This is a genomic window from Sporosarcina trichiuri (assembly GCF_030406775.1).
GTDB classification, from domain to species: Bacteria; Bacillota; Bacilli; order Bacillales_A; family Planococcaceae; genus Sporosarcina; species Sporosarcina trichiuri.
The window spans coordinates 75693-97164 of sequence record NZ_CP129119.1 but is presented as its reverse complement, the minus strand read 5'-3'; the positions used below and the strand labels follow the sequence as shown (position 1 = coordinate 97164).

The 21472-nt window shown below is 51.6% G+C and carries 25 protein-coding genes and 1 other annotated feature; of the genes, 2 read left to right on the top strand and 23 right to left on the bottom strand.

Going from position 1 to position 21472, the window contains the following annotated elements; translation table 11 throughout:
• Positions 1–6: 6 nt before the first annotated feature.
• From QWT68_RS00590 to QWT68_RS00555, 8 genes are all read right to left on the bottom strand, one after another.
• Positions 7–585: a cupin domain-containing protein gene (locus tag QWT68_RS00590; protein WP_431312211.1), complete on the bottom strand. Its 579-nt coding sequence runs from the start codon at positions 583–585 to the stop codon at positions 7–9.
• A 143-nt stretch (positions 586–728) separates the two neighbouring features.
• Positions 729–1991, bottom strand: a complete 1263-nt coding sequence (locus tag QWT68_RS00585) for an exo-beta-N-acetylmuramidase NamZ family protein (protein WP_290149029.1) — start codon at positions 1989–1991, stop codon at positions 729–731.
• A gap of 13 nt (positions 1992–2004) precedes the next feature.
• Positions 2005–4122 (bottom strand): glycoside hydrolase family 3 protein, encoded by a 2118-nt coding sequence (locus QWT68_RS00580; RefSeq protein WP_290149027.1) that lies wholly within the window; start codon positions 4120–4122, stop codon positions 2005–2007.
• Between the two features lie 15 nt (positions 4123–4137).
• Positions 4138–5784, bottom strand: a complete 1647-nt coding sequence (locus QWT68_RS00575) for a serine hydrolase domain-containing protein (RefSeq protein WP_431312210.1) — start codon at positions 5782–5784, stop codon at positions 4138–4140.
• A 334-nt stretch (positions 5785–6118) separates the two neighbouring features.
• Positions 6119–6706 carry a hypothetical protein gene (locus QWT68_RS00570; protein WP_290149025.1) on the bottom strand — a complete coding sequence of 196 codons (588 nt, stop codon included), beginning with the start codon at positions 6704–6706 and terminating at the stop codon, positions 6119–6121.
• Positions 6707–6737: 31 nt separating this feature from the next.
• Positions 6738–6896 (bottom strand): hypothetical protein, encoded by a 159-nt coding sequence (locus tag QWT68_RS00565; RefSeq protein ID WP_179860752.1) that lies wholly within the window; start codon positions 6894–6896, stop codon positions 6738–6740.
• 16 nt (positions 6897–6912) lie between these two features.
• Positions 6913–7143: a hypothetical protein gene (locus QWT68_RS00560; RefSeq protein ID WP_290149023.1), complete on the bottom strand. Its 231-nt coding sequence runs from the start codon at positions 7141–7143 to the stop codon at positions 6913–6915.
• A 218-nt stretch (positions 7144–7361) separates the two neighbouring features.
• Positions 7362–7562 carry a cold-shock protein gene (locus tag QWT68_RS00555; RefSeq protein ID WP_290149022.1) on the bottom strand — a complete coding sequence of 67 codons (201 nt, stop codon included), beginning with the start codon at positions 7560–7562 and terminating at the stop codon, positions 7362–7364.
• Positions 7563–7859: 297 nt separating this feature from the next.
• On the opposite strand from QWT68_RS00555, the gene QWT68_RS00550 reads away from it, so the two are divergent.
• Complete coding sequence (locus QWT68_RS00550; RefSeq protein ID WP_290149020.1) at positions 7860–9002, top strand: glycosyl hydrolase family 18 protein; 1143 nt, start codon at positions 7860–7862, stop codon at positions 9000–9002.
• Positions 9003–9329: 327 nt separating this feature from the next.
• Here QWT68_RS00550 and QWT68_RS00545 read toward each other — a convergent pair whose 3' ends face one another.
• The 3 genes from QWT68_RS00545 to QWT68_RS00535 all read right to left on the bottom strand — a co-directional run bounded on the left by QWT68_RS00545 (position 9330) and on the right by QWT68_RS00535 (position 11761).
• Positions 9330–10055, bottom strand: a complete 726-nt coding sequence (locus QWT68_RS00545; RefSeq protein ID WP_040285928.1) for a Fic family protein — start codon at positions 10053–10055, stop codon at positions 9330–9332.
• A 343-nt stretch (positions 10056–10398) separates the two neighbouring features.
• On the bottom strand, positions 10399–11220 hold the full coding sequence (locus QWT68_RS00540; protein WP_290149018.1) for a helix-turn-helix domain-containing protein: 822 nt from the start codon (positions 11218–11220) through the stop codon (positions 10399–10401).
• The gene (locus tag QWT68_RS00535; RefSeq protein WP_290149016.1) at positions 11210–11761 is read right to left on the bottom strand and encodes a sigma-70 family RNA polymerase sigma factor; all 552 of its coding nucleotides are present in this window, start codon (positions 11759–11761) and stop codon (positions 11210–11212) included. Before QWT68_RS00535 ends, QWT68_RS00540 begins: the two co-directional genes overlap by 11 nt.
• Positions 11762–12089: 328 nt before the next feature.
• On the opposite strand from QWT68_RS00535, the gene QWT68_RS00530 reads away from it, so the two are divergent.
• Positions 12090–12821, top strand: coding sequence for a hypothetical protein (locus QWT68_RS00530; protein WP_290149013.1), 732 nt, complete (start codon positions 12090–12092; stop codon positions 12819–12821).
• A 190-nt stretch (positions 12822–13011) separates the two neighbouring features.
• Here the strand turns inward: QWT68_RS00530 and QWT68_RS00525 are convergent, their stop codons facing one another.
• The 12 genes from QWT68_RS00525 to QWT68_RS00470 form a co-directional block, all read right to left on the bottom strand.
• Positions 13012–13482, bottom strand: a complete 471-nt coding sequence (locus QWT68_RS00525; RefSeq protein WP_290149012.1) for a DMP19 family protein — start codon at positions 13480–13482, stop codon at positions 13012–13014.
• 136 nt (positions 13483–13618) lie between these two features.
• Entirely contained in the window at positions 13619–13975 is a 357-nt protein-coding gene (locus QWT68_RS00520) for a glyoxalase superfamily protein (RefSeq protein WP_040285934.1), read from the bottom strand.
• A gap of 234 nt (positions 13976–14209) precedes the next feature.
• Positions 14210–14506, bottom strand: coding sequence for an NUDIX domain-containing protein (locus tag QWT68_RS00515; protein WP_290149011.1), 297 nt, complete (start codon positions 14504–14506; stop codon positions 14210–14212).
• Positions 14507–14608: 102 nt separating this feature from the next.
• Positions 14609–15058, bottom strand: a complete 450-nt coding sequence (locus tag QWT68_RS00510; protein ID WP_040285935.1) for a GNAT family N-acetyltransferase — start codon at positions 15056–15058, stop codon at positions 14609–14611.
• Between the two features lie 96 nt (positions 15059–15154).
• Positions 15155–15601 carry a hypothetical protein gene (locus QWT68_RS00505; protein WP_052461704.1) on the bottom strand — a complete coding sequence of 149 codons (447 nt, stop codon included), beginning with the start codon at positions 15599–15601 and terminating at the stop codon, positions 15155–15157.
• A gap of 68 nt (positions 15602–15669) precedes the next feature.
• A complete protein-coding gene (gene argS / locus QWT68_RS00500) occupies positions 15670–17349 on the bottom strand; it encodes an arginine--tRNA ligase (protein WP_040285936.1) in 1680 nt (559 codons plus the stop codon).
• Between the two features lie 34 nt (positions 17350–17383).
• Positions 17384–17600: a binding site (T-box leader), on the bottom strand.
• A gap of 128 nt (positions 17601–17728) precedes the next feature.
• Positions 17729–18136, bottom strand: a complete 408-nt coding sequence (locus tag QWT68_RS00495) for a hypothetical protein (protein ID WP_040286036.1) — start codon at positions 18134–18136, stop codon at positions 17729–17731.
• 92 nt (positions 18137–18228) lie between these two features.
• On the bottom strand, positions 18229–18426 hold the full coding sequence (locus tag QWT68_RS00490) for a hypothetical protein (protein ID WP_040285937.1): 198 nt from the start codon (positions 18424–18426) through the stop codon (positions 18229–18231).
• 62 nt (positions 18427–18488) lie between these two features.
• Positions 18489–19352, bottom strand: coding sequence for a phosphotransferase family protein (locus QWT68_RS00485; RefSeq protein ID WP_040285938.1), 864 nt, complete (start codon positions 19350–19352; stop codon positions 18489–18491).
• A 35-nt stretch (positions 19353–19387) separates the two neighbouring features.
• Positions 19388–20068, bottom strand: a complete 681-nt coding sequence (locus QWT68_RS00480) for a response regulator transcription factor (RefSeq protein ID WP_040285939.1) — start codon at positions 20066–20068, stop codon at positions 19388–19390.
• Positions 20069–20207: 139 nt separating this feature from the next.
• Entirely contained in the window at positions 20208–20603 is a 396-nt protein-coding gene (locus tag QWT68_RS00475) for a type II toxin-antitoxin system death-on-curing family toxin (protein WP_179860753.1), read from the bottom strand.
• A 299-nt stretch (positions 20604–20902) separates the two neighbouring features.
• Positions 20903–21223, bottom strand: coding sequence for an Ltp family lipoprotein (locus QWT68_RS00470; RefSeq protein ID WP_052461706.1), 321 nt, complete (start codon positions 21221–21223; stop codon positions 20903–20905).
• Positions 21224–21472 lie beyond the last annotated feature (249 nt).

Below are 21472 nucleotides of genomic sequence, written 5' to 3'. Positions count from 1 at the left end.
AGCCTTTTATTTTACTTCATCTTCCACACCGCCAGCACCTACCGGATCAGCATGAACTTCAGCGGCATCCGCTTCAGCCTTTGTCACATGCACCGTTCCAAACGGGTGATTCGGCGGCGCATAGATCGAATACAACTTCAAAGGTCCTGCCCCGGTGTTGACAAGGTTATGCCACATCCCGCCAGGTATCAGGATCGCATCATCATCTTCGACATTCCGGCAGAAGTCCAAGCAGTCTCTCGTCTTCCCCATATGGACGGTGCCCTGCCCTTCCTCCACACGCAGGAACTGGTCGAGCTGCGGATGCACTTCCAAACCGACCGACTCACCTGGACCGATGGACATCAGGGTCACCTGCAAGTGTTCCCCTGTCCACATTGCTGTACGGAATGTATTGTTCTGCACAGTCGCCTCCTGGATATTGAACACATATGGAGCCGATCCCTGGTCCCGACTTCGTCTTTCGGGAAAATCGGCAGTCCTCCTCACAGGTTCAGCTGTCCTGCTCTCTGCAGCATAACGGGGCATTTGGTACATCGTATGTGTATGGCAAGGTACAGCCCAATAACAAGGAATCCAGTACACTGTTTCCCATCCTTCCTTCTTATGATGTACGCCTTCCAGGTTATGCGGAACGTTACCCATCCGTCACTGAGGTGTTGCACGCGCAGCAGAAAAGGGTATCCGGAGCAAGCCGGATACCCTCCCCTTTATTTCCGATTCTTTTCTCAATACAACAGATACTGTTTCCGGACTTTCTTGAACTGCTTCAAATCCTTCTCCCACCGTTTCTGCATTTCCTCGACCGTCATGCCCTGCTCGATCCCTTCGCGGACCCAGCCGTTTCCGATCAGCTTGTCGAAGAACGATGTCAGCTGGACTTGCTCCGGATACAGATCCTTCAGCGTCTTCACGATATGGAGGCCTGTCACAACCGGATCATACTTTTCCTTGTCTGTAATATGGATCTGGATGCCATGCGACAGCTTGCCGCTGTGTTTCGAGAACGTCGGGGTGAACGACGCTGCCCGGAACTGCACGCCCGGCAGGTTCAGCTGGTTCAGCTGATGGACGAGCTGCGGGCTGCTGACGAACGGTGCGCCGATCAGTTCGAACGGCTTTGTCGTTCCGCGGCCTTCCGACACGTTCGTTCCTTCTATCAGAGCCGCGCCTGGATAGACGAGAGACGTATCCAATGTCGGCATGTTCGGGGACGGCATGACGAACTGGAGCCCAGTTTCATCGAAGTAGTCCTTCCGGTTCCAGCCTTTCATCTTGACGACAGACAAATCCGCGCCGATTCCGAACTCTTTGTTGAACAGCTGCGCGAGTTCTCCGACTGTCATGCCATGGCGCAGCGGAATCGGATACTGACCGACGAAGGAGGCGAATTCCGGATCGAGCACCGGCCCTTCGACTTTCTCGCCGCCGAGTGGATTCGGACGGTCGAGGACGATGAACGGAATCCCTTTCTCCTTTGCTGCTTCCATCGACAGCGCCATCGTGTAGATGTACGTATAGAACCGCGTGCCGACATCCTGGATATCGAACACGAGCGCATCGATACCGTCGAGCATCTCAGGCGTCGGTTTCCGCGTCTGGCCATACAGGCTGTAGACCGGAAGGCCTGTCACTTCATCGATGTAATATTCGACGTATGACCCCGCCTGCGCATCGCCGCGGACGCCATGCTCCGGTCCATAGAGCGCTTTCAGCTCGATATCCGGATCATTGTTCAGCAAGTCGACGACACTGTTCAGATTGCGGTCGACGCCGGTCGGATTTGTGATCAGCCCGACCCGCTTTCCTTTCAGCATCTTCTTCTCCTTCTGCATGAGCACTTCCGCACCGACCGTGACCGTCTGCTGCCCTTTGCCGTGCCCTTTGTCGTGCTTCTTGCTACCGTTCCAATAGTGGTTGTCCGCCAATACGGCTGTACACGTCGTCATGATCAGCAGCGCTGTGAGCACCATCATCATCCATTTCTTCATCGTGCCACCTCCCTTAGTTGGTATACGTCAGTCCATGGCCGAACGGATACAGCGTACCGCCCGACGGATCGGGGATCGTCACCGGCAGTTTGCCCTGCGGTGCGATTTCGCCGAAAATGGCGGATGCGGATGCTTCGAAACTCGCTGTGCGGAAACTGTATTGCGCAAGATACACGTCGACTTCCGGGTACGCCATGATGTCGTACGGATTCCGCACGCCGATCGCTATCACAGGCACGTCCGTTTTGCCGATCAATTCATTCACCATCTGCATCTGCGGATGTGATGGAGACCTTCCCGCAACTGTTGACGTCGTCGTACCGACAATGATGGCGGATACGCCGTCGAGCTGCGCCAGCTCCTCATCTGTCAGCGGTTCGCCTTTTTTGATCAATACCGTGTTTGCATGGCGTTTTTTCACAGCGGTAAACAGTTCATCGATATAGGAACTGCCGACAACGGCAATCTTGTCTTCAGCCGCAGCGTTCAGCGGCAGCACGTTGTCATTCTTCACGAGGGTCACGGATTTCTCCGCAACGTCCCGCTCGACCTGCTTATGTTCATCGGAACCGACTGTCTTTTCCGCATTCGCAATCACCGATTCAATCGGTGCAGGCGCTTCCTCTTTCACGATTCCCCGTTTCAGCTTGAGGGACAGGATCCGTTCCATGGACTGCTCGATTCGCTGTTCTGAAATCTTACCGGACTGCACAGCATCCAGCAGACCGTCCGCAACACTTTCCAGTCCGACCGGCATGAGCACGAGATCCGTCCCGGCCTGTACCGCACGGATGACCGCATCGACAGGTCCGAAATGCTCTGCGATCGCGTTCATGTTGAGCGCGTCTGTCGTGATCAGCCCGTCGTACCCCATTTCGTCACGCATGAGTTCGGTCAGTACTTTGTGCGATAAAGTTGCCGGCACTGTGATCGGTGTGCCGTCCTTTTTCGAAATCACAGTCGTGTCATCGATCTTAGGGAAAGTGACATGCGCTGTCATGATCGCATCGACGCCTGCGTCCATCGCCTGCTGGAACGGATACAGTTCGACCTGTTTCAGCCGTTCCTTATAGTACGGCACTTCCGGAAGGCCGAGGTGGGAGTCGACCGCCGTATCCCCGTGGCCCGGGAAGTGCTTCGCCGTCCCGGATGTTCCGGTGCCCTGAAGGCCGTTCGTGTAAGCAACCCCGAGCTTGGCCGTCAGTTCCGGATCCTCACTGAATGAACGGACACCGATGACCGGGTTGTCCGGATTGTTATTGATATCGAACGATGGAGCGAAGTTCATGTTGATGCCGAGCGCGTGCAGTTCCTCGCCGATCGCCTGTCCGACCTGATGGGCCAGTTCTTCACTCCGCGCTGCACCGAGCGCCATGTTGCCAGGCATGTCCGTGCCCGACTGGAGACGCGTCACGATGCCTCCTTCCTGGTCGATCGACATGAGAAGACCGTATTTCTCGGACGCCTTCTGGTAATCGGCGACCAGGCGTGCTGTCTGCTCCGTCGTCACGACATTCTCACGGAACAGGATGACGCCGCCGAGATGATACTTTTTCACAAGCGCTTCGATTTCAGGCGTCAGTTCCGTAATGTGTTTGCCATTCATTGTCCGGAAATCAGGCATGAGCATCTGGCCGACCTTTTCTTCCAAGCTCATGCCCCGGATTGCATTCGGCACAAGATTATAGCGTTTTCCGTGCATCTTCTTCACCTCGTACGACATCGAGAAGTTCCCGTGGCGCTTGTCTGAGTTGCGTACCGGCTTTGCGATGACGAGGATCCGGTCCGTCAGACGGCCTTCCCTCACAAGAATCGTCGAAGCGCCGGGTTTCCCGGTCATTTTGACGACGCCGTCACGATTGACGGATGCAACACGGCGGTTCGTCGATGTCCACTGCATGCGGGCTGACGGTTTAACGAAATGCCCGTCCTTATACACATGCAGCGGTGTCAGCTGCAGGGTTCCATCCTCAAAACCATCTTGCGCTTGGGGCACGTTCTGCAGCAGTACAAGGTCATGTCCCGGCGTGCGGTGCGGTTTCGCATAGGCTGCCGTCCCGCTCATTGCGGCGGTCAGCACCAGGATTCCCGCCAGCAGCGGAACGAACAGATAGTTGCGCAGTTTTCTCATCGCCATCTCTCCCTATTAATAATTTCGTCGTGCCCATCCAGACGATTGCTTCGCAGGCTTCACCGTCCTGCCGTCCAGTCTGAAGTCCCCGACATACCAGCCGCGGCCATTGACCAGTGTATCGGTCGTATAGCGGAACCGGACGAACTGCGTCCCTTCGGGCAATGAAACCTTCATCTGCCGCCATTTCGAATTCGTCCCTGTGAGCCGGATGCCCGTTTCCTGCCAGTCAGTCCCATTCACGGACGTTTCGACGATGCCGAAATCGGAGTCCTGTTCAAGCTCGTACCACGTACCGAACGTAAATTTGCGTGCATTCTTCCGCGTTTCCACAACCAGCGTGCGGTCCAGCTTATCACCGTACCCTGCGAACCAGGCATCCGCCCGTCTCGGAATCGGTGCCGGGATTGCATCCGCAGCGTGACGGACGAACTCACGCCGCACACCGTTCAGCGAAATGGTCTTCCGTGTCGGGTGAACCCGATTCGTCAGCAGCACAGCAATCGTCTTGTTCTTCGGACTGATCACAATGCTCGTCCCCGTGAACCCGGTATGCCCCGCGGTCGACGGGCCTGCGAGCGCGTCCATGTACCAGCCCTGGTTCAGTTCCCAGCCGAGTCCGTGGTCATCCCCCTTGAATTCAGGGATCTGGTTCTGTCCAAGCAGTTTCACGGTGGCCGGCTTCAAGATACGTTTGCCGCCGTATCGGCCGTCGTTCAAAATCATGTGGGCAAAAATCCCCAAGTCCTTCGCTGTCGAGAAGACACCGGCATGTCCTGCAACACCGCCGAGTGACCATGCATTTTCGTCATGCACCTCTCCCCATACGAGTCCGCGGCCGATTTCCGGCTGATATTCCGTCGCGGCAATCCGGTGTTTGAGCGAAGCGGGCGGATTGTACATCGTGTCTTTCATGCCGAGCGGTCCTGTGATCTGCTCCTTCACGAACTGGTCGAGACGTTTGCCCGACAGTTTTTCAATGATTGCACCGAGTGTGATCATATTCAGATCACTGTACGTGTACCGGGTGCCGGGTTCCGCCTCCAGACCTTGCGCAAACACGAGCTGCAGCCGGTCTTCACGGGTCTCCCCTTGAGAGTGCAGCGGTATCCACGCCGTGAAACCGGACGTATGGGTCATCAGCTGGCGGATCGTCACCGCTTCCTTGCCATTCACCGCAAACTCCGGAATGTAGTCCGCAACCGGCGCATCGAGCTCAATCTTCCCAGCCTCATACAGCTTCATGGCGGCAACTGTCGTGAAGATCTTGCTGATCGACGCTACATCGAAGATCGTATTCGTCCGCATGGCGACCGGCTTGTCCATCTCTGTGAACTGATCATCCGTGTAGCGTGCAGCATCGCCGTAGGCCTGCTGCTTCACGATATGGCCGCTGCGCGCGACCAATACGACAGCACCCGGCATCGTCTTCTCCGCAATCGCCTGCTCCATGACCCCGTCGATCGCCCGCAGCGGTTCCTGGCGCATGCCCGCAGCCTTAGCGGAGCCAGGATGCAAAACAGGCGCCCCATGTCCTGGATTGTTCCACGCCTTGTGCGGCACCGATCCTCCATACGCTTCTGCCGTACCCGACATCACCAGTCCGCCGGCAAGTGCACCGGCCAGCAGCGCCGCCAGCAGTTTCTTCCTCGGTTTCACCATCAGTCCATCCCCTCTCAACGTAGTGTAAGCCCTTTCACTATAATCAATAACCGATACAGCCGCCATACGACTGAAGGGCAAATGTTTCCAGCTTCTCTGGGAAATTAGAACAGATGTGACATGGTATAATTGTCTGATAAATGAAATAAATATTCCGATTTATTTCGATTTGTTATGAAAGAAAACGACAAAAAACACCCTCCGTCGAAGACGAAAAGTGTTTGATCTGATACTTGCAGACTAGACCATCTCAGCAACTGAATGCCCAGTAGTCTGGAAGCGTACTGGGCAGAGATAGACACAGGGCAGAAGGAAATCCAATTCCTGTTCAGGGTCATTTCCCGATAACACCAATCACAAATCCTTCATATAGGTTTTCCCGCTCCGTTCCCCATCTGAGATGCAGCGAAGACAGGATTTCCACGTGGTCAGCCGGGAACTCACCAGATCTTGAACCGGTACTGACCATTTCATTCTCCACCTCATCCGGGGCAGGATCATAGTCAGCACCCGAGCTGATGACGCTTTGGATCTTTCCGGCCGATGGATCGATATCCACAACCATCTGCAGACGGACAGTCCCCTCTTTCGTCGGAACCTCCCTCACCACTTGCCGCTCAGTTCCGGAACCGAGGGATTCTCCATATGTATACAGAACGTCTTCGGTGTCTTTATCCGTGACATCGACAAACACATGGGAATCCGTCGTCCGCTTCGTCAGGAGGACATCCTTTTTCTCATAAGGAATTTCCACATACAGCTGATTCAGCGCCAGCTGGTGTCCCGTCAGCCCCGGCGGATCAGTATATTCGGACGTACCGTACTGTTCCGCAGGATCTTCCTCATCTGGACGGTCGATCACCAGCACCGCCAAAAATATGACTACTGCCAGAAGGACAGCAATCCAATATTCCTTCTTCATTCCACATCCTCCCCTCACTGCCAAAAAAATCCTACTTGCGCGCTTCACGCTTCGCCCAGACAATGGACAGCAGACAACTCACTACGAACGCGACAATCGCGCCAAAGACACTTTGCGAAATGGAACGATTGGCTATATAAATGCCGACGAACGTTCCGATCGTGATTCCAAGCGGCAGTGTCCACTTCATAGCAGCACCTCCCCTTTCAGTTCCCACGGCTGTCATCCTGATCATCTCGTGTACACTGTTCCGCCGTAACACTGCGTTTGTTTTTCCGATTCCAGACTGTGAACAACAGCCAGCCCCAGGCAACCAGATAAGCGACACCGAGCCCTTTGGTCGCCCAATGGCTGAAGCTAAGCGTGAACACGCACACCACATACGCCAACCATGCCACAGCACCGGCTGCCAGCAACCCTGGATATTTCTTTTCCACACGGCACCTGCTTTCCCGGTTTCTCAGAGACATTCCGATGCAGAGACTCTCCACACAGCCTATCATTCATTGAATCGTTTGTCAGCAGCAGATCATGTTTGCTTTGATTCAGCAGACATCGCGCTTACCCAAACAGCCGCGGCCGGTTCAGAAAGAGATCCGTTTTTTGAGCAAATAAAAAAAGACCCTGCAAATGCAGGGTCCCTCTTAGACGATGATTATGCTTTTTGAACGTTTGCAGCTTGCAGGCCGCGTTGTCCTTGTTCCACATCAAATGTGACGCTTTGACCTTCGTCTAAAGATTTGAAACCTTCACCTTGGATAGCTGAAAAATGTACGAATACGTCTTCTCCGCCTTCACGCTCGATGAAACCGAATCCTTTGTCTGCGTTGAACCACTTAACTGTACCTTGTTCCATAATGGTTTGCCTCCTGGTGCGGATCTCCGCACGATTTGTTACTATGCTTGCTCAAATACTTTAGACGAAAAACAAAACTTTTTGTCGTACTGATAAAGAACAAAGATAATACTCTCTAACCATAACAGGTATGTGCTGGAATAGCAAACAATATCGTCAAATTAAATAAATCTCCGCTGCGCAATCCATCCGCTGCGTCGAAGGTCGACATCTCACTGCCGGGCGTGCTGAACCGAATAGCATCCCGGCTTCCCGGTGAATACAGTATGGGAGATGAACGATAAGGAGAGAAGCGGATTGCAAATTCATGTTGTGAAACAAGGGGACTCCCTATGGGCGATCGCCCAGCGAAGCGGCGTCACCGTAAATCAGATCGTATCTGCCAACGGACTGGAGAATCCGAATGCGCTCGTGGTCGGTCAGGCCCTAGTCATCCCGACAGAGTCCAGCCCGACAAAGACGAAACCGGTCATCGACGTCAATGCGTATACTATCAACGCCGGCGAAACGGGCGCGAGGGAGATCCAAGAAGTCGGCCGGTATCTGACGTATTGGATGCCGTTCGTCTATAGCGTGAAAGAAGACGGCACTCTCTCGACGCTCGATGACACGGAAATGCTGCGGTCCGCTGCAGCTGAACGGATCGTGCCTGTGCTGGCGATCACCAACTTCAGTTCAACGGAGTCCGGAACGGCCCTCGCCCACACCATCCTGTCGAGCAAGAAACTTCAGGAGAAAACCATCACCAGCATCCTCACGGTCATGAAAGCGAAAGGCTATCAGGGACTCAACATCGACTTCGAGAACGTCCGTCCGTCGGATCGCGAATTCTACAACCAATTCCTGCAGCTGGCCGTCGACCGCCTGCATCCTGAAGGGTACTTCGTCTCCTACGCGCTGGCCCCGAAAACAAGCAGTGACCAGAAAGGACTGCTCTATGAAGCGCATGACTACGAAGCACACGGCAGGATCGTGGATTTCGTCGTGCTGATGACATATGAATGGGGCTACCGGAAAGGCCCCGCCCAAGCCATCTCCCCTCTCAATGAAATCAAGAAAGTGCTCGACTACGCGGTCACCGTCATCCCGCGTGACAAGATCATGATGGGCTTCCAGATCTACGCACGCGACTGGCGCCTGCCGTTCGCCCGGGGACAGGAAGCGGAAACCTTCAGCCAGCAGGAAGCGATCCGCCGCGCCATCCAGCACCAGGTCGCGATCCAATACGATCCTGTCGCACAGTCTCCGTTCTACCGATACACCGATTCGGCCGGACACCGCCACGAAGTCTGGTTCGAAGACGCCCGCAGCGCGCAGGCGAAGTTCGATCTGGTGAAGCAGTATAACCTGCGCGGCGTCAGCTACTGGGTCTTGGGCTACCCATTCCCGCAGAACTGGCTGCTGCTGGAGGATAACTTTACAATCCGGAAGCGTCTGTAAGATTTAAAAAACCGGAACTCCATTGAATTCAGCATTCAGAGGAGTTCCGGCTTTTTGGATGAGTTCATATCTCAGCAACAGAGGTAAACAGAGTCGTATGCCGTAACTTTATTCAAAATGGTAAATCATCATCTTCTATGTCTGGAATTCCAGCACCATCAGCAAAGAGATTTTCCGTTTCTGCTTGTACCCATGTTATCCCGTAAGGCGCTCCGCCTGACGTGTATCCTGCTGTATAGAACAGTCCGCTGCCTTGACAGTCTTCCATGTACTGATCGCTCTTCCAGTCGTTCCTCTTGTGTCGTTTAGCCCTCTATAGCTCTCCCTCTACAGAACACTCAAATACAAATCGAGTGAGTCTTCCACTTCCCGTGCCACCAAGGCAATGAAATCATCATAATTCCCTGTAGTATGGGCTTTATCAAGCGCCTCGTAATAAGCCAGCCGATTGCTGACTTTGATGACCACCGCTGGAAATCCTTCTTTCATGATCTCCAGGTTCAGCAACAGTCTGGACGTGCGTCCGTTCCCATCAATGAACGGGTGGATCCCGACAAATAGGGCATGCAGCATAGCTCCGCGCTCAACAGGATGGAGGTGGGTCCCTTCCGTTTCATACCACCTCAACAGCTGCTCCATTTCCTCTTGGATCAGAAAATGGGCAGGCGGTCGATGGTTCGCCCCTGAGATGAAAACCTGTTCTTTCCGATAGACACCGGCATGTTCCTCATGAATCCCTTTCAGAACGAGCCGATGCAGGTTTTTGATCTGCCATTCGGAAAGCGGTTCTTCGTTTCGGACAATTTCCTCGACATATTGGATTGCATCCCGATGGTTGATAACTTCCAGATGCTCCCGTAACGTCTTGCCTCCCACCGTAATTCCTTCCAGCACCACTTTTGTCTCGTTGATGGTCAGCGTATTCCCTTCAATGGCATTGGAATTATATGTCCACTCTAGGAACAATTTCTCTTTCAAGCTTTTTAATGTGTAGGCAGGCAGTGGCCTGGCAGCATCCAACCGGGCTTTCTTTTCATCGATGATTTCAAACAATCCCGCCGCCCCCTGTCTCCCGATTTTGCGTTAGCTTTAGTATATCGCAGTACATGGAAATATGTAAAAAGTGCACCAGCGCAAGAAACAATCGTATTTGTTCAAAAAACGCACCTGTGCACCAAACAAACGTGATTGTTTAAACATTCACGTTTGTTTGCTGCACAGGCACGCTATTCTTAGGAGGTTTTAAAAACCTTTAAGGGAATCGTAAGGAAATCGTAAGGACTCGAAAAGCACACCTGTGCACAAAATGTTTATTCAAGCGCTCTCTTTTGTTCACTGCGCTAGCAGTTCAAGTTTCCATCGTGAAAATTTGCAACACTATCGGGTGTGCAAGTCTCTATTCTTTTCCTTCTATCAATGACTTCATTTCCTGGAGTCTTTGATATGCCTCCGAATAATACCTTTTATTTCCTTCCCATGACTCGCTGGTATCAACTTTGTTAAGGATCTCTTCGGTTTCCGCAAGCCACGCTTCCAGGGGTTCAAAGTCGTTCAGCTCTCTTATTTCCTTCAATCTGGAGAGCGGTAGATCCACTTGGCTGGATGCATTTGAACTAGTGCGGTCCCCCGGTTCCTCCATGGCAGCGGCGTCGCTAAGGAGGCCCATGATGACACCTGTCTTCTGCCCCTCGGTCGGTGCAGCCGGACCTGTTTCTGAATGTTCCCGAGCCATCATGGCTTTCGTTCTGCTGTCGAACGTATAGCCATTTTCGTAGGTGATTCCATTAATGAATTGGCTGTCCGCCACCCGACCTTCTTGCGGAAGTTCGTAGTTCTCGAAATGCTTTTTGATCTCTTTGTAAGGATATTCCTGGAGCCATTCCTCATAGGGAGCCGGACGTTCCTCATCCTTGTTTACGCCCTCTCCGTCTATTGGCAGCGGAGCAGTTCCATTTTCAGTGACTGCCGGTTCCGCCTGTGGAGGGGATTCCGCTTGATCGGCCGGAGTTGAAATCATGTCTGTTATAAAATATACGCCGATCAGCAGGAATACAATCACAAAGGACAAACTCATCATCCGCGGAAACCAGTCGTTTCTTTTTCTTGTTCTTTGTTTGATCTTAACGAATACTTCCTGTTTATGACGCGTCGTGAACTTTCCCTCTTTGAACACACTTCTGTCCATGGCATCGCGGTAACCTGACAATCTATCCTTCATTCCACTCACCCCTTTCCATCGACCCTTCCATCAGGCTGCGTCCTCTTTTCAAACGCGTTTTGACGGTATTCCTGTTCATGTTCAGCAACTGTGCAATCTCCTGGACGGACAGCTCTTCATAATAATGCAAATGGATGATTTCCCTGTATTTCACCGGGAGCTCCATGACCTTTTCGGCCAGTTGAATGTCCGCATCTTTTTGCAGCGAGAACGTTTCCGGCGATGGCTCGGTTGATCTGAAAAATTGAAACAAGCCGCTGTTGACCACTACCCTTCTCGCCCAGGCACTCCTCAGCGCATCTTTGCAGCGGTTTATGGTGATCCGGTATACCCATGCTTTATAGGATAGAATTTCTTCGTATGTATCGTACTTCTCGTAACAAGTCAAAAAGACATCCTGGACAATCTCCTGCGCCTTTCCCCAGTCGCGGAGGTAACTGTAGGCCAGCTTCGTCAAGCGGTCTCCATATTCGTCCATCAGATCTGCCAGCCATTGGTCTTGAACGGTATTTGAAAAAGCGGTATTTTCCCGTTCCGTCACCACACGTCTCCCCCTTTCGCCGTTTTCTTTGTATGAGTACTTCTTTTTCAGCACCCCTAAGACGGTGGCAGATGGCTAGGAGTTTCATTTTTATCGAAACAAAAAACACTTGGGCTGGAAACAAACGTGTTTGTTTAAACATTCACGTTTGTTTGGCGCAGGTGCGTTGTTTTCGACACCTGAAATATTCATATGTCTTGGGTGAAGGGGTGTGCAATTTTGTTTATTACAAAGGCGTGTTCTTTAGCGGGTAAGTATTAAAGTATGAATTGCAAAACAGGAAGTTAATTGGTAAAGTTGAAAAAGAGAGAGAATTGGAGGAATTAAAATGAAAAAGGCAGCCATGGTATTTGGATCGGTGGTAATCGGAGGAACTCTGTTGACAAGCTACACTGGATTGGAAAAGCTTGATTTGAATGCAAGTGCAAGCGAATCAATTAAATATCCAAATCCTGAAGGAGTCATTAACTATCTTGTTGATGATCAGGGGAGAGAGTATGGCTATGACATGAATGGAAATGTAATCTTCCCGGATCATGAGAAAACAGAAGAAACTAAAGATGATGATTCTGTATTTATCTCTTCAATGAATATGGATGATGACACTATAAATGCAGAGCGATCTTCTCACGTATCAACATTATCTGATGAAATTCATCGGAACGATCAAGAAGCGTACGATAAGATTCGAGGAGATCTGTTCAAGATTCAAGAGAGCAACGTCATCACAAAAGAGAATGCTGAATATGACCGCTTCATTGATGTAATGGAAGATATATATCCATTGATCGATCCTTGGAAAAACCCTAGTGGATATGATGAATCTGTTATTGGACCAGAAGAAGAAAACGAATATTATGATGCAGCGATCAAATACATTGCGTATGCCAAGTACTTCGAAGACGAGATCAAAGAAAATGGATGGTATGATGAAGTGAAGAAGGCGATGAGCTATAATGTTGCTATTGTAAATCAAGATCATAATACTACTTATGGATCTCGTCTTGATTTTGGAACAGGAGTAATTGATGTGATTGCTCTTCATGACATGGGAAAATAAGTTGGATTCTGCCAACAAACAAAACTGCATATCAATTCTTGAGGCTTATTCGTATAGAATAAGCCTCAAATTGTTGACAAAAGGATTGGATATCATCGTTTGTTCGGTCCGCAATTACGTAATCCTTAAATCCTTCCCAGCGTTTAACCTACCAGGTGAGAGATTCACGGCACTCAACAGCCGAACCCTATCATGGTTCCGTCACGTCAATGACAGCTGTATGGATTTGAGTAAAATACGTCTCCAGCCGCTGTTCCAGCTTCGCCTCGAGCGCATGGTACGCACCATCCGCCTGCTCCGCAACCTCGTAAAACTCTTCTTCTGCTCTGTCATTCCCCTCTAGGGAGATGAACAGCCGCCACAATTCCGGTCCGTATGTCTTTTCGATCACGGCATACTCCTCCGCCCCTATTATTGCAAGAGCGTCCGCGAGCTGCTGTACATAGCTGCCGATCCCCATCTCCGAGATCTCATCACCGAACCACGTCAGCAATCCTTCATGGCCGCCGCCCTCCATCTCCGAATAATAGTGGTACAGCAAGAAGGCTTCGCGCAGTACCGGATCATCTTCCGGCAGGTCTGCCCCGCTCAGGACGGAAACGACCGCATTCCAAATACTCTCGTTGTCCAACAGCTCGTTCCGATTCATCGTCGGCTTCATCAATTATCCTCCCACTTTCCGCATGCCGGATCATCAGGTGCCGGCAGCTCCATCATAGATTCTTCCATATTTCAGATTCATCCTATCAATGCCGAACCGCCCACGATACATACAGATCACGCAAATGTATCTCAAATTATAAACGTGTGCAAATACGCAGCTGGTTGCCATCAGGATCGGTGAGGGTCATCATCCGAAGTCCTTCGAGATCTTCATTCGGAGGCACCGTGATGCAAAGTTCCTTCGCGTTTTTCAAATCGCTGTACCAACGGTCAACGTTGGGAACAAAGAAGTGGATCAGCCCGCCCACCTGGCAGTCTCCGGCATGTTGGGTCAAGTAGAGGGTCATGTCGTCCTTCGTCAGTTGAAGGAATGCCGGGAAATGCGGTTCAAAGCGATGCTCCCAGTCCACTGCAAACCCCAAGGTGTCCACGTAAAATGCCATACTGCGATCATAATCGGTGATGCGGAAAGCGGGAATCACTGTTTGCATGAGGTCCCCTCCTTGAATTAGATAAATTCAAAAATCTTCTATGCATTGTTTGGTCTAAGGTTCTTGAAAACCCGTCCGTCACAGCAGCTGCGCCTGGAACAGCGTCAGCGGATACACACGCTGGTGCAGCAGATTATCGACGATCTGCTGCATGACCTGCGAATCCCGGTGAGGCTGCTGCAGAAAGACCGATAAGTCACCTAGCGAAATCCATTCCCCGGCAAGCAGTCCATCTTACAGGCGTACAGAACCTCCGACCATCTCCCCCACAAAGTGGAAGAGGATCCCCTGATCGCCTGAATCGCTGACGAAATTATATACACCCGTGCTGCTACGCAGCTTCACATCCAAGCCAGTCTCCTCTTTCGCTTCTCTGCAGGCGGCTGTAAGGATGTCTTCGTTATATTCGATACTGCCGCTCGGAAAGTTCCATTTACCGTGTGCAGCCGGCTTTCCTTCCTGGACAAGGAACACCTTGCCTTCTCGAATGATGGAGACACTTGTGACCAGTACACTGTGCTTTTCCGCCATTTTCCCACTTCCCCTTCCTTTGTGCCCCGTGCCAGCAACGATCCATCGGATTGTCGCAGATGCCCCGTTCGGCAGCCATCCCGATGGACATCCGGCAGCCCGTTACAAGTGCAGCTTCATCCCCTCGTGGCTTGCTTCGAATCCCAATCTTTCGTAAAACCGATGGGCATCGGACCGGTGCTTATCTGTCGTAAGCTGCACCAGACTGCAACGTCCCGCTCGCGCTATGGAGATGGCCTCCTGGAACAGCTGTTCACCGATCCTTTGACTCCGATACTGACGATCCACCCGGACCCCTTCGATCTGCGCCCGTTTCATCCCCCGCCGGGCCAACCCAGGAATGAGAGTCAGTTGGAGGCACCCGACAACCTTTTGGCCGTCGACCGCAACAATCATTTGATTTCCAGTCTGAGAATCCATTGCTTCAAAGGCTTCAAGATATTCGGCGGGCAGCGGATCTTCGTATCGCTCACGCTGTGCTCCTAATTCGTCATCGGCCAGCAGCCGTACAATGGCCGGCACATCCGCTCTTGTCGCCTGTCGGATTTCCATCTGCAGTACCTCCATTTCTATCAGTTTCTCACTTCTTCAACTCACATACAGCAGACAAGCATACGGGGGCATTCATCATCCGACCGGAAGCCACCGTCAGTCCAACAGCCACGGCACATTCAGTTGGATCTCAAATTGAACAGCCGGCTGCGGAAAATTGTCCGGGACCAAGTCCAGCTCGTCGCTGAAATCCATCTCCACCCGATCCGGACACACGAACCGAACATCGTGTTCACCGCCCACAGCTGGATAAGGACCTGGTCCAGCTAAGATCTCCCCGACCAGATGATAGAACGCAACATAGAGATGCGTGCCATCGGCATTCACGCCAACCTCGGAGACCTCCCCTTCTTTCCGGGGGTCAATCCCGAGAACGTCAAACAGATCCTGGATTTCCTGTGGGAAGTGATCACAAGCCAACCTGTAATTCGCACAATACGAACAGCCGCAATCCTCCGTGATGAACTGGTGCGTATCATAATAGTTTTTTGTGCTCGTACGATCGATTGTCACTACATAGCGTCCTGTTGTAAGTCTGATCACAATCCCCTCCTGCATCCGACCGTTTACTATCGGCCGCCTGTTCCCTAAATTCTGCGGGCAGGTGGCCGTCACATTTCATCCGGCGAGGAAATGCCCAATAGCTTGAGCGCGTCCTTCAGAACGATTCGCACACACGAAACGAACGCCAGCCGGTCCTGCCTCCCCGGACTTTGTTCCAGCACTCTGGTTGTAGCGTAGTACTTATTGAATTCCCGTGACAGCTTCAGACTGAACTTCGCAATCAGGGACGGGTCCGCTTGGTCGAAGGCTTTCTGGATCATGAGCGGATACTCGCCAAGCAGCTTAACAACAGGCCATGCCGATTCCCCTAAACCATCGAAACTTGGCGTGCCCTCTTCATCCCCTCCTTTTGTCAGCAGCGAAGAGATCCGGGCAATCGTATACTGGACATAGGGACCGGTTTCCCCCTCGAAGTTCATCATTTGCTCTATTGAGAAATCGATATCATGTAAGCGGTAGGTTTTCAAGTCGTTGAACAGGACAGCTCCGACGCCCACTTGGACGGCTACCTTGTCTTTCTGCAGAAGGGCCGGGTTTTTTTCTTCGATATTCCGCTTGGCTGTTCCAATCGCCTCGTCCAGCACATCTGCCAGCAATACGATTTTCCCCTTGCGCGTGGACATCTTCTGGCCGTCCTGCAGGATCATCCCGAATGGCACATGCGTCAAATTCTTTGACCACCCAAAACCCATTTTACCAAGCACCGTGAAAAGTTGTTTGAAGTGCAGAGATTGCTCATTACCCACTACATACAGCACTTTTTCGGGAATGTATGTTTGTTGACGATAGATGGCGGCCGCGAGATCGCGGGTCGCGTACAGCGTGGCCCCGTCCTTTTTCGTAATCAGACAGGGCGGCAGGTCTTCAAGTTCCACGACATGCGCGCCGTCGGATCGGGTCAACAGCGATTTCTCCTTCAGCTCCTGGACGACCGTTTCCATCTTGTCGTTATAGAACGCTTCCCCTGCATACGAGTCGAATCGGATTCCCAGCAGCTCATAAATCGCTTCGAATTCCTTCAGCGACTCTTCCCGGAACCACTCCCACAGTGCGTAAGCCTCCGGATCGCCGTCTTCCAGCGACTTGAAAGCCACACGCGCCTCCTCATTCAACGAGTCGTCCGTTTCGGCAGCTTCGTGGAACTTCACGTAGATGTTCAGTAATTCCCGGATCGGGGACTCTGCAATAGCTGCCTGGTCTCCCCAGCGTCTGTACGCCACAATCAATTTACCGAACTGTGTGCCCCAATCCCCTAGATGATTGATCCGGATCGGCGTAAACCCGTTCTTTTCCGCGATGTTCGCCAGTGCGTTTCCAATTACCGTGGACCGCAGATGACCCATGGAAAAGGGCTTCGCAATATTAGGGGATGAATAATCAATGAGCACGTTCCCCCGCATCGCTCCATGCGAGCCGTACTGTTCCTTGGCAGCCAGTATTTCCTGCAGAACCTGGTCCATCACGATCTGGCGGTCTAAGGAAATGTTCACATACGGACCGACTGCGGTAACATTTAGTATCAGATCGTGGTGTAGCCGGCCTGCTAAGTCGGCGGCAATCAGATGCGGAGCTTTCCTTTGTTCCTTCTCAAGGCGGTAGCAAGGGAATGCGATGTCCCCCAATTTCGGATCTTTCGGTTTTTCCAACAGCTGTTCAAACTGAGAACGCGAGACTATGTGATCCAGCGCTTCGGCAAGCAGCTCTGCAATCATTCGGTTTTTATCCATTTTTTCCCTCCATATAAAAAAGCCCCCGTCTCCAATAAGAGACGAGAACATAGATTCCCGTGGTACCACTCCAGTTGCCACAATACGTGACCGCTTTCCATTGGTAACGGGGTGTCGCCCCGATCTTCCCTACTGTAGTTCAAGAAACATCTCAGAAGTGCGTTTCGTTTACGTACCGTGTATTAGGCTCCCACTCTCCCTAACTCGCTTGCCACGGACCCGTAAATTACTCTCTTCGTCATCGATTTTAAATTATTGTAATTTATCCAACAATACACATCTTGCGGACGGCTGTCAAGGTTGTCGTGGGTACAATGGAAATTCAAGACAGTCCGTACCGGCCGAATTCGCAAGCCGCAGCCGCCTGCTGAAGAAGAATTCATTTCACGAACCGCACCAATGTTTTTTCCGGCATGCGAATCCGGTCCATATCAAAGTTGTTGAGCGGTAATGTGACTTCCCCTTCCCGCTTATCGCATTCTTCTCCTACCCAACAAGTGTAGTGCTCAAAGAACTCTCCCGTCTCAAGATATTGGTCCATGAGTTCACAAAGTCTGGACAGCTTCATTTTTGAGTCATCCAAGATAGCGGTGTCCGTATGCTCGGATATCTCAATGCCCCAATCACTTGACACTTCATAGACATACGGCGTAGAGAATTGACATTCCTTCACATTCCGGAGTTCAGCAGGACTCGAAAAGCAGGGCCCGATGATAAGGAGATCCTCCGAACCGTCGCCGCTGAGCGGTATTTCTTTCATACATCCAATATAGCCCGCTAAACTCATGGGCACATCCCTCCCTCCTAAAATTTGTTTGCCAAGCCCTGATATGTACCTTTCCCCATTATGATTGCCTCCACTTCTGGCATCATGTAGGTTCAGTCATTCCTGCGATGCACGAACTGCTTGATGGACTGGGAAAGTACTAAATAGAGTGCGACTGCAATCGCCACTCCGGCCGCGGTTATACTGACTGTCATCATATAGCCGCCGATCGCCGTGTGAAAGACATTGGTCAATAGAAGAGTCGCAGCCACAAATACGATCCCTGCTATCCAGATGGTTTTTCTGCTCATCGTAACACCTCCGTAATTCATGCGTACGCCTGCCCACTGTACAGGTTCGCCATGATAGCGGATTACAGTAACATACTCTTCAAGATCGAAAGGTTCTTGTCAAAAAACATTGCGTTCTTCTCAATGCCGCGTCGTGCACACCAGCCAATACTATTGAACGCATCGGTAAATTGATAAAACGGCAGAACCGCCTCTAAGTCCATTAAGGGTCTCACACTGGTATAGCCTTCTTGATAGGACTGATACAAGCTGGTATCGAAGCTCAGAAAATCGCGATACAGTTTTGTGAAATCGATTTCTGTGGCGCCGAACCGGACACTTTCGAAATCGATCACGCCGGATACCCGGTCTCCGTCCACGATGATGTTGGCTGGCCGGAAATCCATATGGAGGAAGCACGGGCCGTCGGGTGGCGGCAGCTCTCGTTTCATGCGTTCAAACGTTTCCATCGACTGGTTGTATAGCGTTCCGTCCAAGAGCTCTTTCACGTCTTCCGCGAAACTGGTAAATTGGCGTTCCACAAAGTCGGGCCACCCCGGGTATTCATTGTCGATCCCGGCCAGTTCCATATCAGCTGGCGGCCGGACCTCGTGCATGGCGGCATGCAGCACCCCGACTTGGAACGCGACGGCGGGGCTGTCCGTATTGGCCAGCGGCCGCCCCTTCAGTTCAGATAGAATGAACGCGCCCGGACACTCTTCATCGCCCGGCCAAAAATCCAACATGTCCGGGATGGACACCTGGTCTTTCAGCACTTTGTAGGCGGCCAGCTCCCGGTCATATTTCACTTTTGTATACGGGATCTTCAAATAGACCTGTTCCCCTGTACGCAGTCTGCACTTGTACACAGTGGAACTGTGGGAATCGTCGACTTCGTCAAAGGACAGGACATCCAATTTCAATTGCTGCAGGACACGAGTCAGCATCCAACTCCTCCTTTCTTTGCGAGGCTCGCATCCAATTATACGAGCATGAACCCGATGCCCCAGATCGTCTTGAAATACTCCTCGTCCGTCACCGCGGCGATTTTCTTCCGCATGTTGGACATATGGACGCTGATCGTGTTGTCGTCGCCGTAATACGGACCTGTCCAGAGGCTTTCGTAGATCTCCTTTTTCGAGAACGCCTTTTCCGGATGGCGCAGCAGCAGGGTCAGGATGTCGAACTCGGCGTTCGTCAGCTGAAGGGGCTCTCCAGAGAGTGTGACGGTCAGTTTGTCCGTGTCGACAGCGAGATCCCGCCACGCAAGTTCCGCGGACGGCGGCTCTGCTCCAGCGGATTTCCGCAGCTGGACCGCCACCCGTGCGGCGACTTCCTCCTGATGGAACGGCTTCGTCATATAATCATCCGCTCCCATCTGCAGCACCGCCACCTTATCGGCAACCCCCGCCTTTGCGGAGATGACGAGGATCGGCACCGCGCTGTCCCGCCGGATTTCGCGGATCAGCTCCTCTCCGCTCATCCCCGGCAGCATAAGATCGAGCAGCACAAGATCGAACAAGTCCGTCCGCAGCCGCAGCAGTCCCTCCGTCCCCGAATACGCCGCCGTAATCGCCCGGCTTTCCTCTGCCAGCATCACTTGCAGCAGCCGGCTGATATCCGGATCGTCCTCGATGATCAGTATCCGTTTCGTATCGTCCATGTCGCGTCACCTGTCTTTTGGAATGTATTGGTTTGAGTATACAGCAATGGGTGGGAAGAGTGGGAGAATTCGGGGGAATGAAAAATAACCACCCTCTGCTGTCCTGGTAAGCAGATGGGGTGGTTGAACCTGACTATTTCTATAGGGACACTTTCTTATGGCAATGACGCGCTATCCACTGGACAACTTCCTGAAACGCCGGTCGGGTCTCACTGTCGACCACCAGAATGACAAATCGATAAATCTCCTCGTCCTCAACGCTCAATTGGCAGCCATTGATGTCCAAAAAGGTGAAGGCCGCCAAGAAGGAGGTTCTCTTGTTCCCATCCTTAAAACAATGGCCACTCGCCAGTTCGTACAGATAACAGGCGGCTTTCTCTTCTAAGGAAGGGTACCTTTCATGACCGAAGACATTCGTTTTAGGCAATGCCAATTTTGCATCCAGCTTATTCATGTCCACACCTGGCAGGCCTTCATAATCTTGAAGGGCCAGATCATGAAGCATGATGACATCCTCGACATCGAAATAATCCACCGCCATCAGTTCTTACTAAGCTTTTCCAAAGCTTTCCCGTTTGCCTTGACAGCTTTTTCGTAGCTGGCCTTGATCATTTCTTTTCGTTTTGCGGATTCGGTTTGTTTCTTATCTGTAGCTTGCATAGTTGAATCCTCCTTTTCGTTCTGCATTTGATCGACCTCCGTACATACATTGATTGTTTGGTGCATAGGTGTGTTCTTCAAAAGCCAGGACCCCCGTTCTACGGTGCAATCGGTAGGATACTGGCTTTAATTTTTGTATTTTTAAGGTGAACTTTTCTAATCTAGTTAAGCTTTTTATAAGCCGACTTGAGTAACAGCATACAATGCTACATCATTACTAAAGCCTTCAAAAACCAACTGCTCAATCAATCCGCTACGCGAGAATGCAGTATAGTCCAAGTAGTTCTGAGCCATTAGCACAGCCTGCTCTTTCCAATCTACACGAATAGAATTGACAGCATACTTGGCATCCGCCTCACTAAAACCTTCAAATACCAATTGTTCGATTAAACCACTAGGTGAGAATGCAGTATAATCAAGGTAACTCATCGCCATTTTTACTGCTTGTTGTTGGGAAACCGTTTCTGCATCCCTTTGCTTCTGTTCTGCTTCCACGGCTGCTTGGGCTTTTGCTTCTTGCGCCTTTTTTTCAGCGTCAGCCTTTGCTGTCGCCTCTCGTTCTTTCTTCTCCGCTTCTGCTTTAGCTTTAGCTTCTTGTTATTTCTTAGCTGCCTCTTCCTTAGCTTTGGCTTCTTGTTCTTTCTTAGCTATTTCTTCCTCAGCTTTGGCTTCTTGTTCTTTTCTAGCAGCCTCTTCCTCAGCTTCGGCCTCTTGTTCTTTCCTAGCGGCCTCTTCTTCTTGTTT

Bases quoted from the DNA above. Each gene is read 5' to 3' on its own strand.
- QWT68_RS00555 (WP_290149022.1), bottom strand. From the start codon at position 7,562: ATGGAACAAGGTACAGTTAAGTGGTTCAACGCAGACAAAGGATTCGGT.
- QWT68_RS00540 (WP_290149018.1), bottom strand. From the start codon at position 11,220: ATGAAGGATAGATTGTCAGGTTACCGCGATGCCATGGACAGAAGTGTG.
- QWT68_RS00490 (WP_040285937.1), bottom strand. From the start codon at position 18,426: ATGAGCAGAAAAACCATCTGGATAGCAGGGATCGTATTTGTGGCTGCG.
- QWT68_RS00530 (WP_290149013.1), top strand. From the start codon at position 12,090: ATGAAAAAGGCAGCCATGGTATTTGGATCGGTGGTAATCGGAGGAACT.
- QWT68_RS00515 (WP_290149011.1), bottom strand. From the start codon at position 14,506: ATGGCGGAAAAGCACAGTGTACTGGTCACAAGTGTCTCCATCATTCGA.
- QWT68_RS00565 (WP_179860752.1), bottom strand. From the start codon at position 6,896: ATGAAGTGGACACTGCCGCTTGGAATCACGATCGGAACGTTCGTCGGC.
- argS (WP_040285936.1), bottom strand. From the start codon at position 17,349: ATGGATAAAAACCGAATGATTGCAGAGCTGCTTGCCGAAGCGCTGGAT.
- QWT68_RS00520 (WP_040285934.1), bottom strand. From the start codon at position 13,975: ATGCAAACAGTGATTCCCGCTTTCCGCATCACCGATTATGATCGCAGT.
- QWT68_RS00585 (WP_290149029.1), bottom strand. From the start codon at position 1,991: ATGAAGAAATGGATGATGATGGTGCTCACAGCGCTGCTGATCATGACG.
- QWT68_RS00580 (WP_290149027.1), bottom strand. From the start codon at position 4,122: ATGAGAAAACTGCGCAACTATCTGTTCGTTCCGCTGCTGGCGGGAATC.
- QWT68_RS00525 (WP_290149012.1), bottom strand. From the start codon at position 13,482: ATGAAGCCGACGATGAATCGGAACGAGCTGTTGGACAACGAGAGTATT.
- QWT68_RS00480 (WP_040285939.1), bottom strand. From the start codon at position 20,068: ATGGACGATACGAAACGGATACTGATCATCGAGGACGATCCGGATATC.
- QWT68_RS00575 (WP_431312210.1), bottom strand. From the start codon at position 5,784: ATGGTGAAACCGAGGAAGAAACTGCTGGCGGCGCTGCTGGCCGGTGCA.
- QWT68_RS00510 (WP_040285935.1), bottom strand. From the start codon at position 15,058: ATGGAAATCCGACAGGCGACAAGAGCGGATGTGCCGGCCATTGTACGG.
- QWT68_RS00495 (WP_040286036.1), bottom strand. From the start codon at position 18,136: ATGAGTTTAGCGGGCTATATTGGATGTATGAAAGAAATACCGCTCAGC.
- QWT68_RS00485 (WP_040285938.1), bottom strand. From the start codon at position 19,352: ATGCTGACTCGTGTCCTGCAGCAATTGAAATTGGATGTCCTGTCCTTT.
- QWT68_RS00570 (WP_290149025.1), bottom strand. From the start codon at position 6,706: ATGAAGAAGGAATATTGGATTGCTGTCCTTCTGGCAGTAGTCATATTT.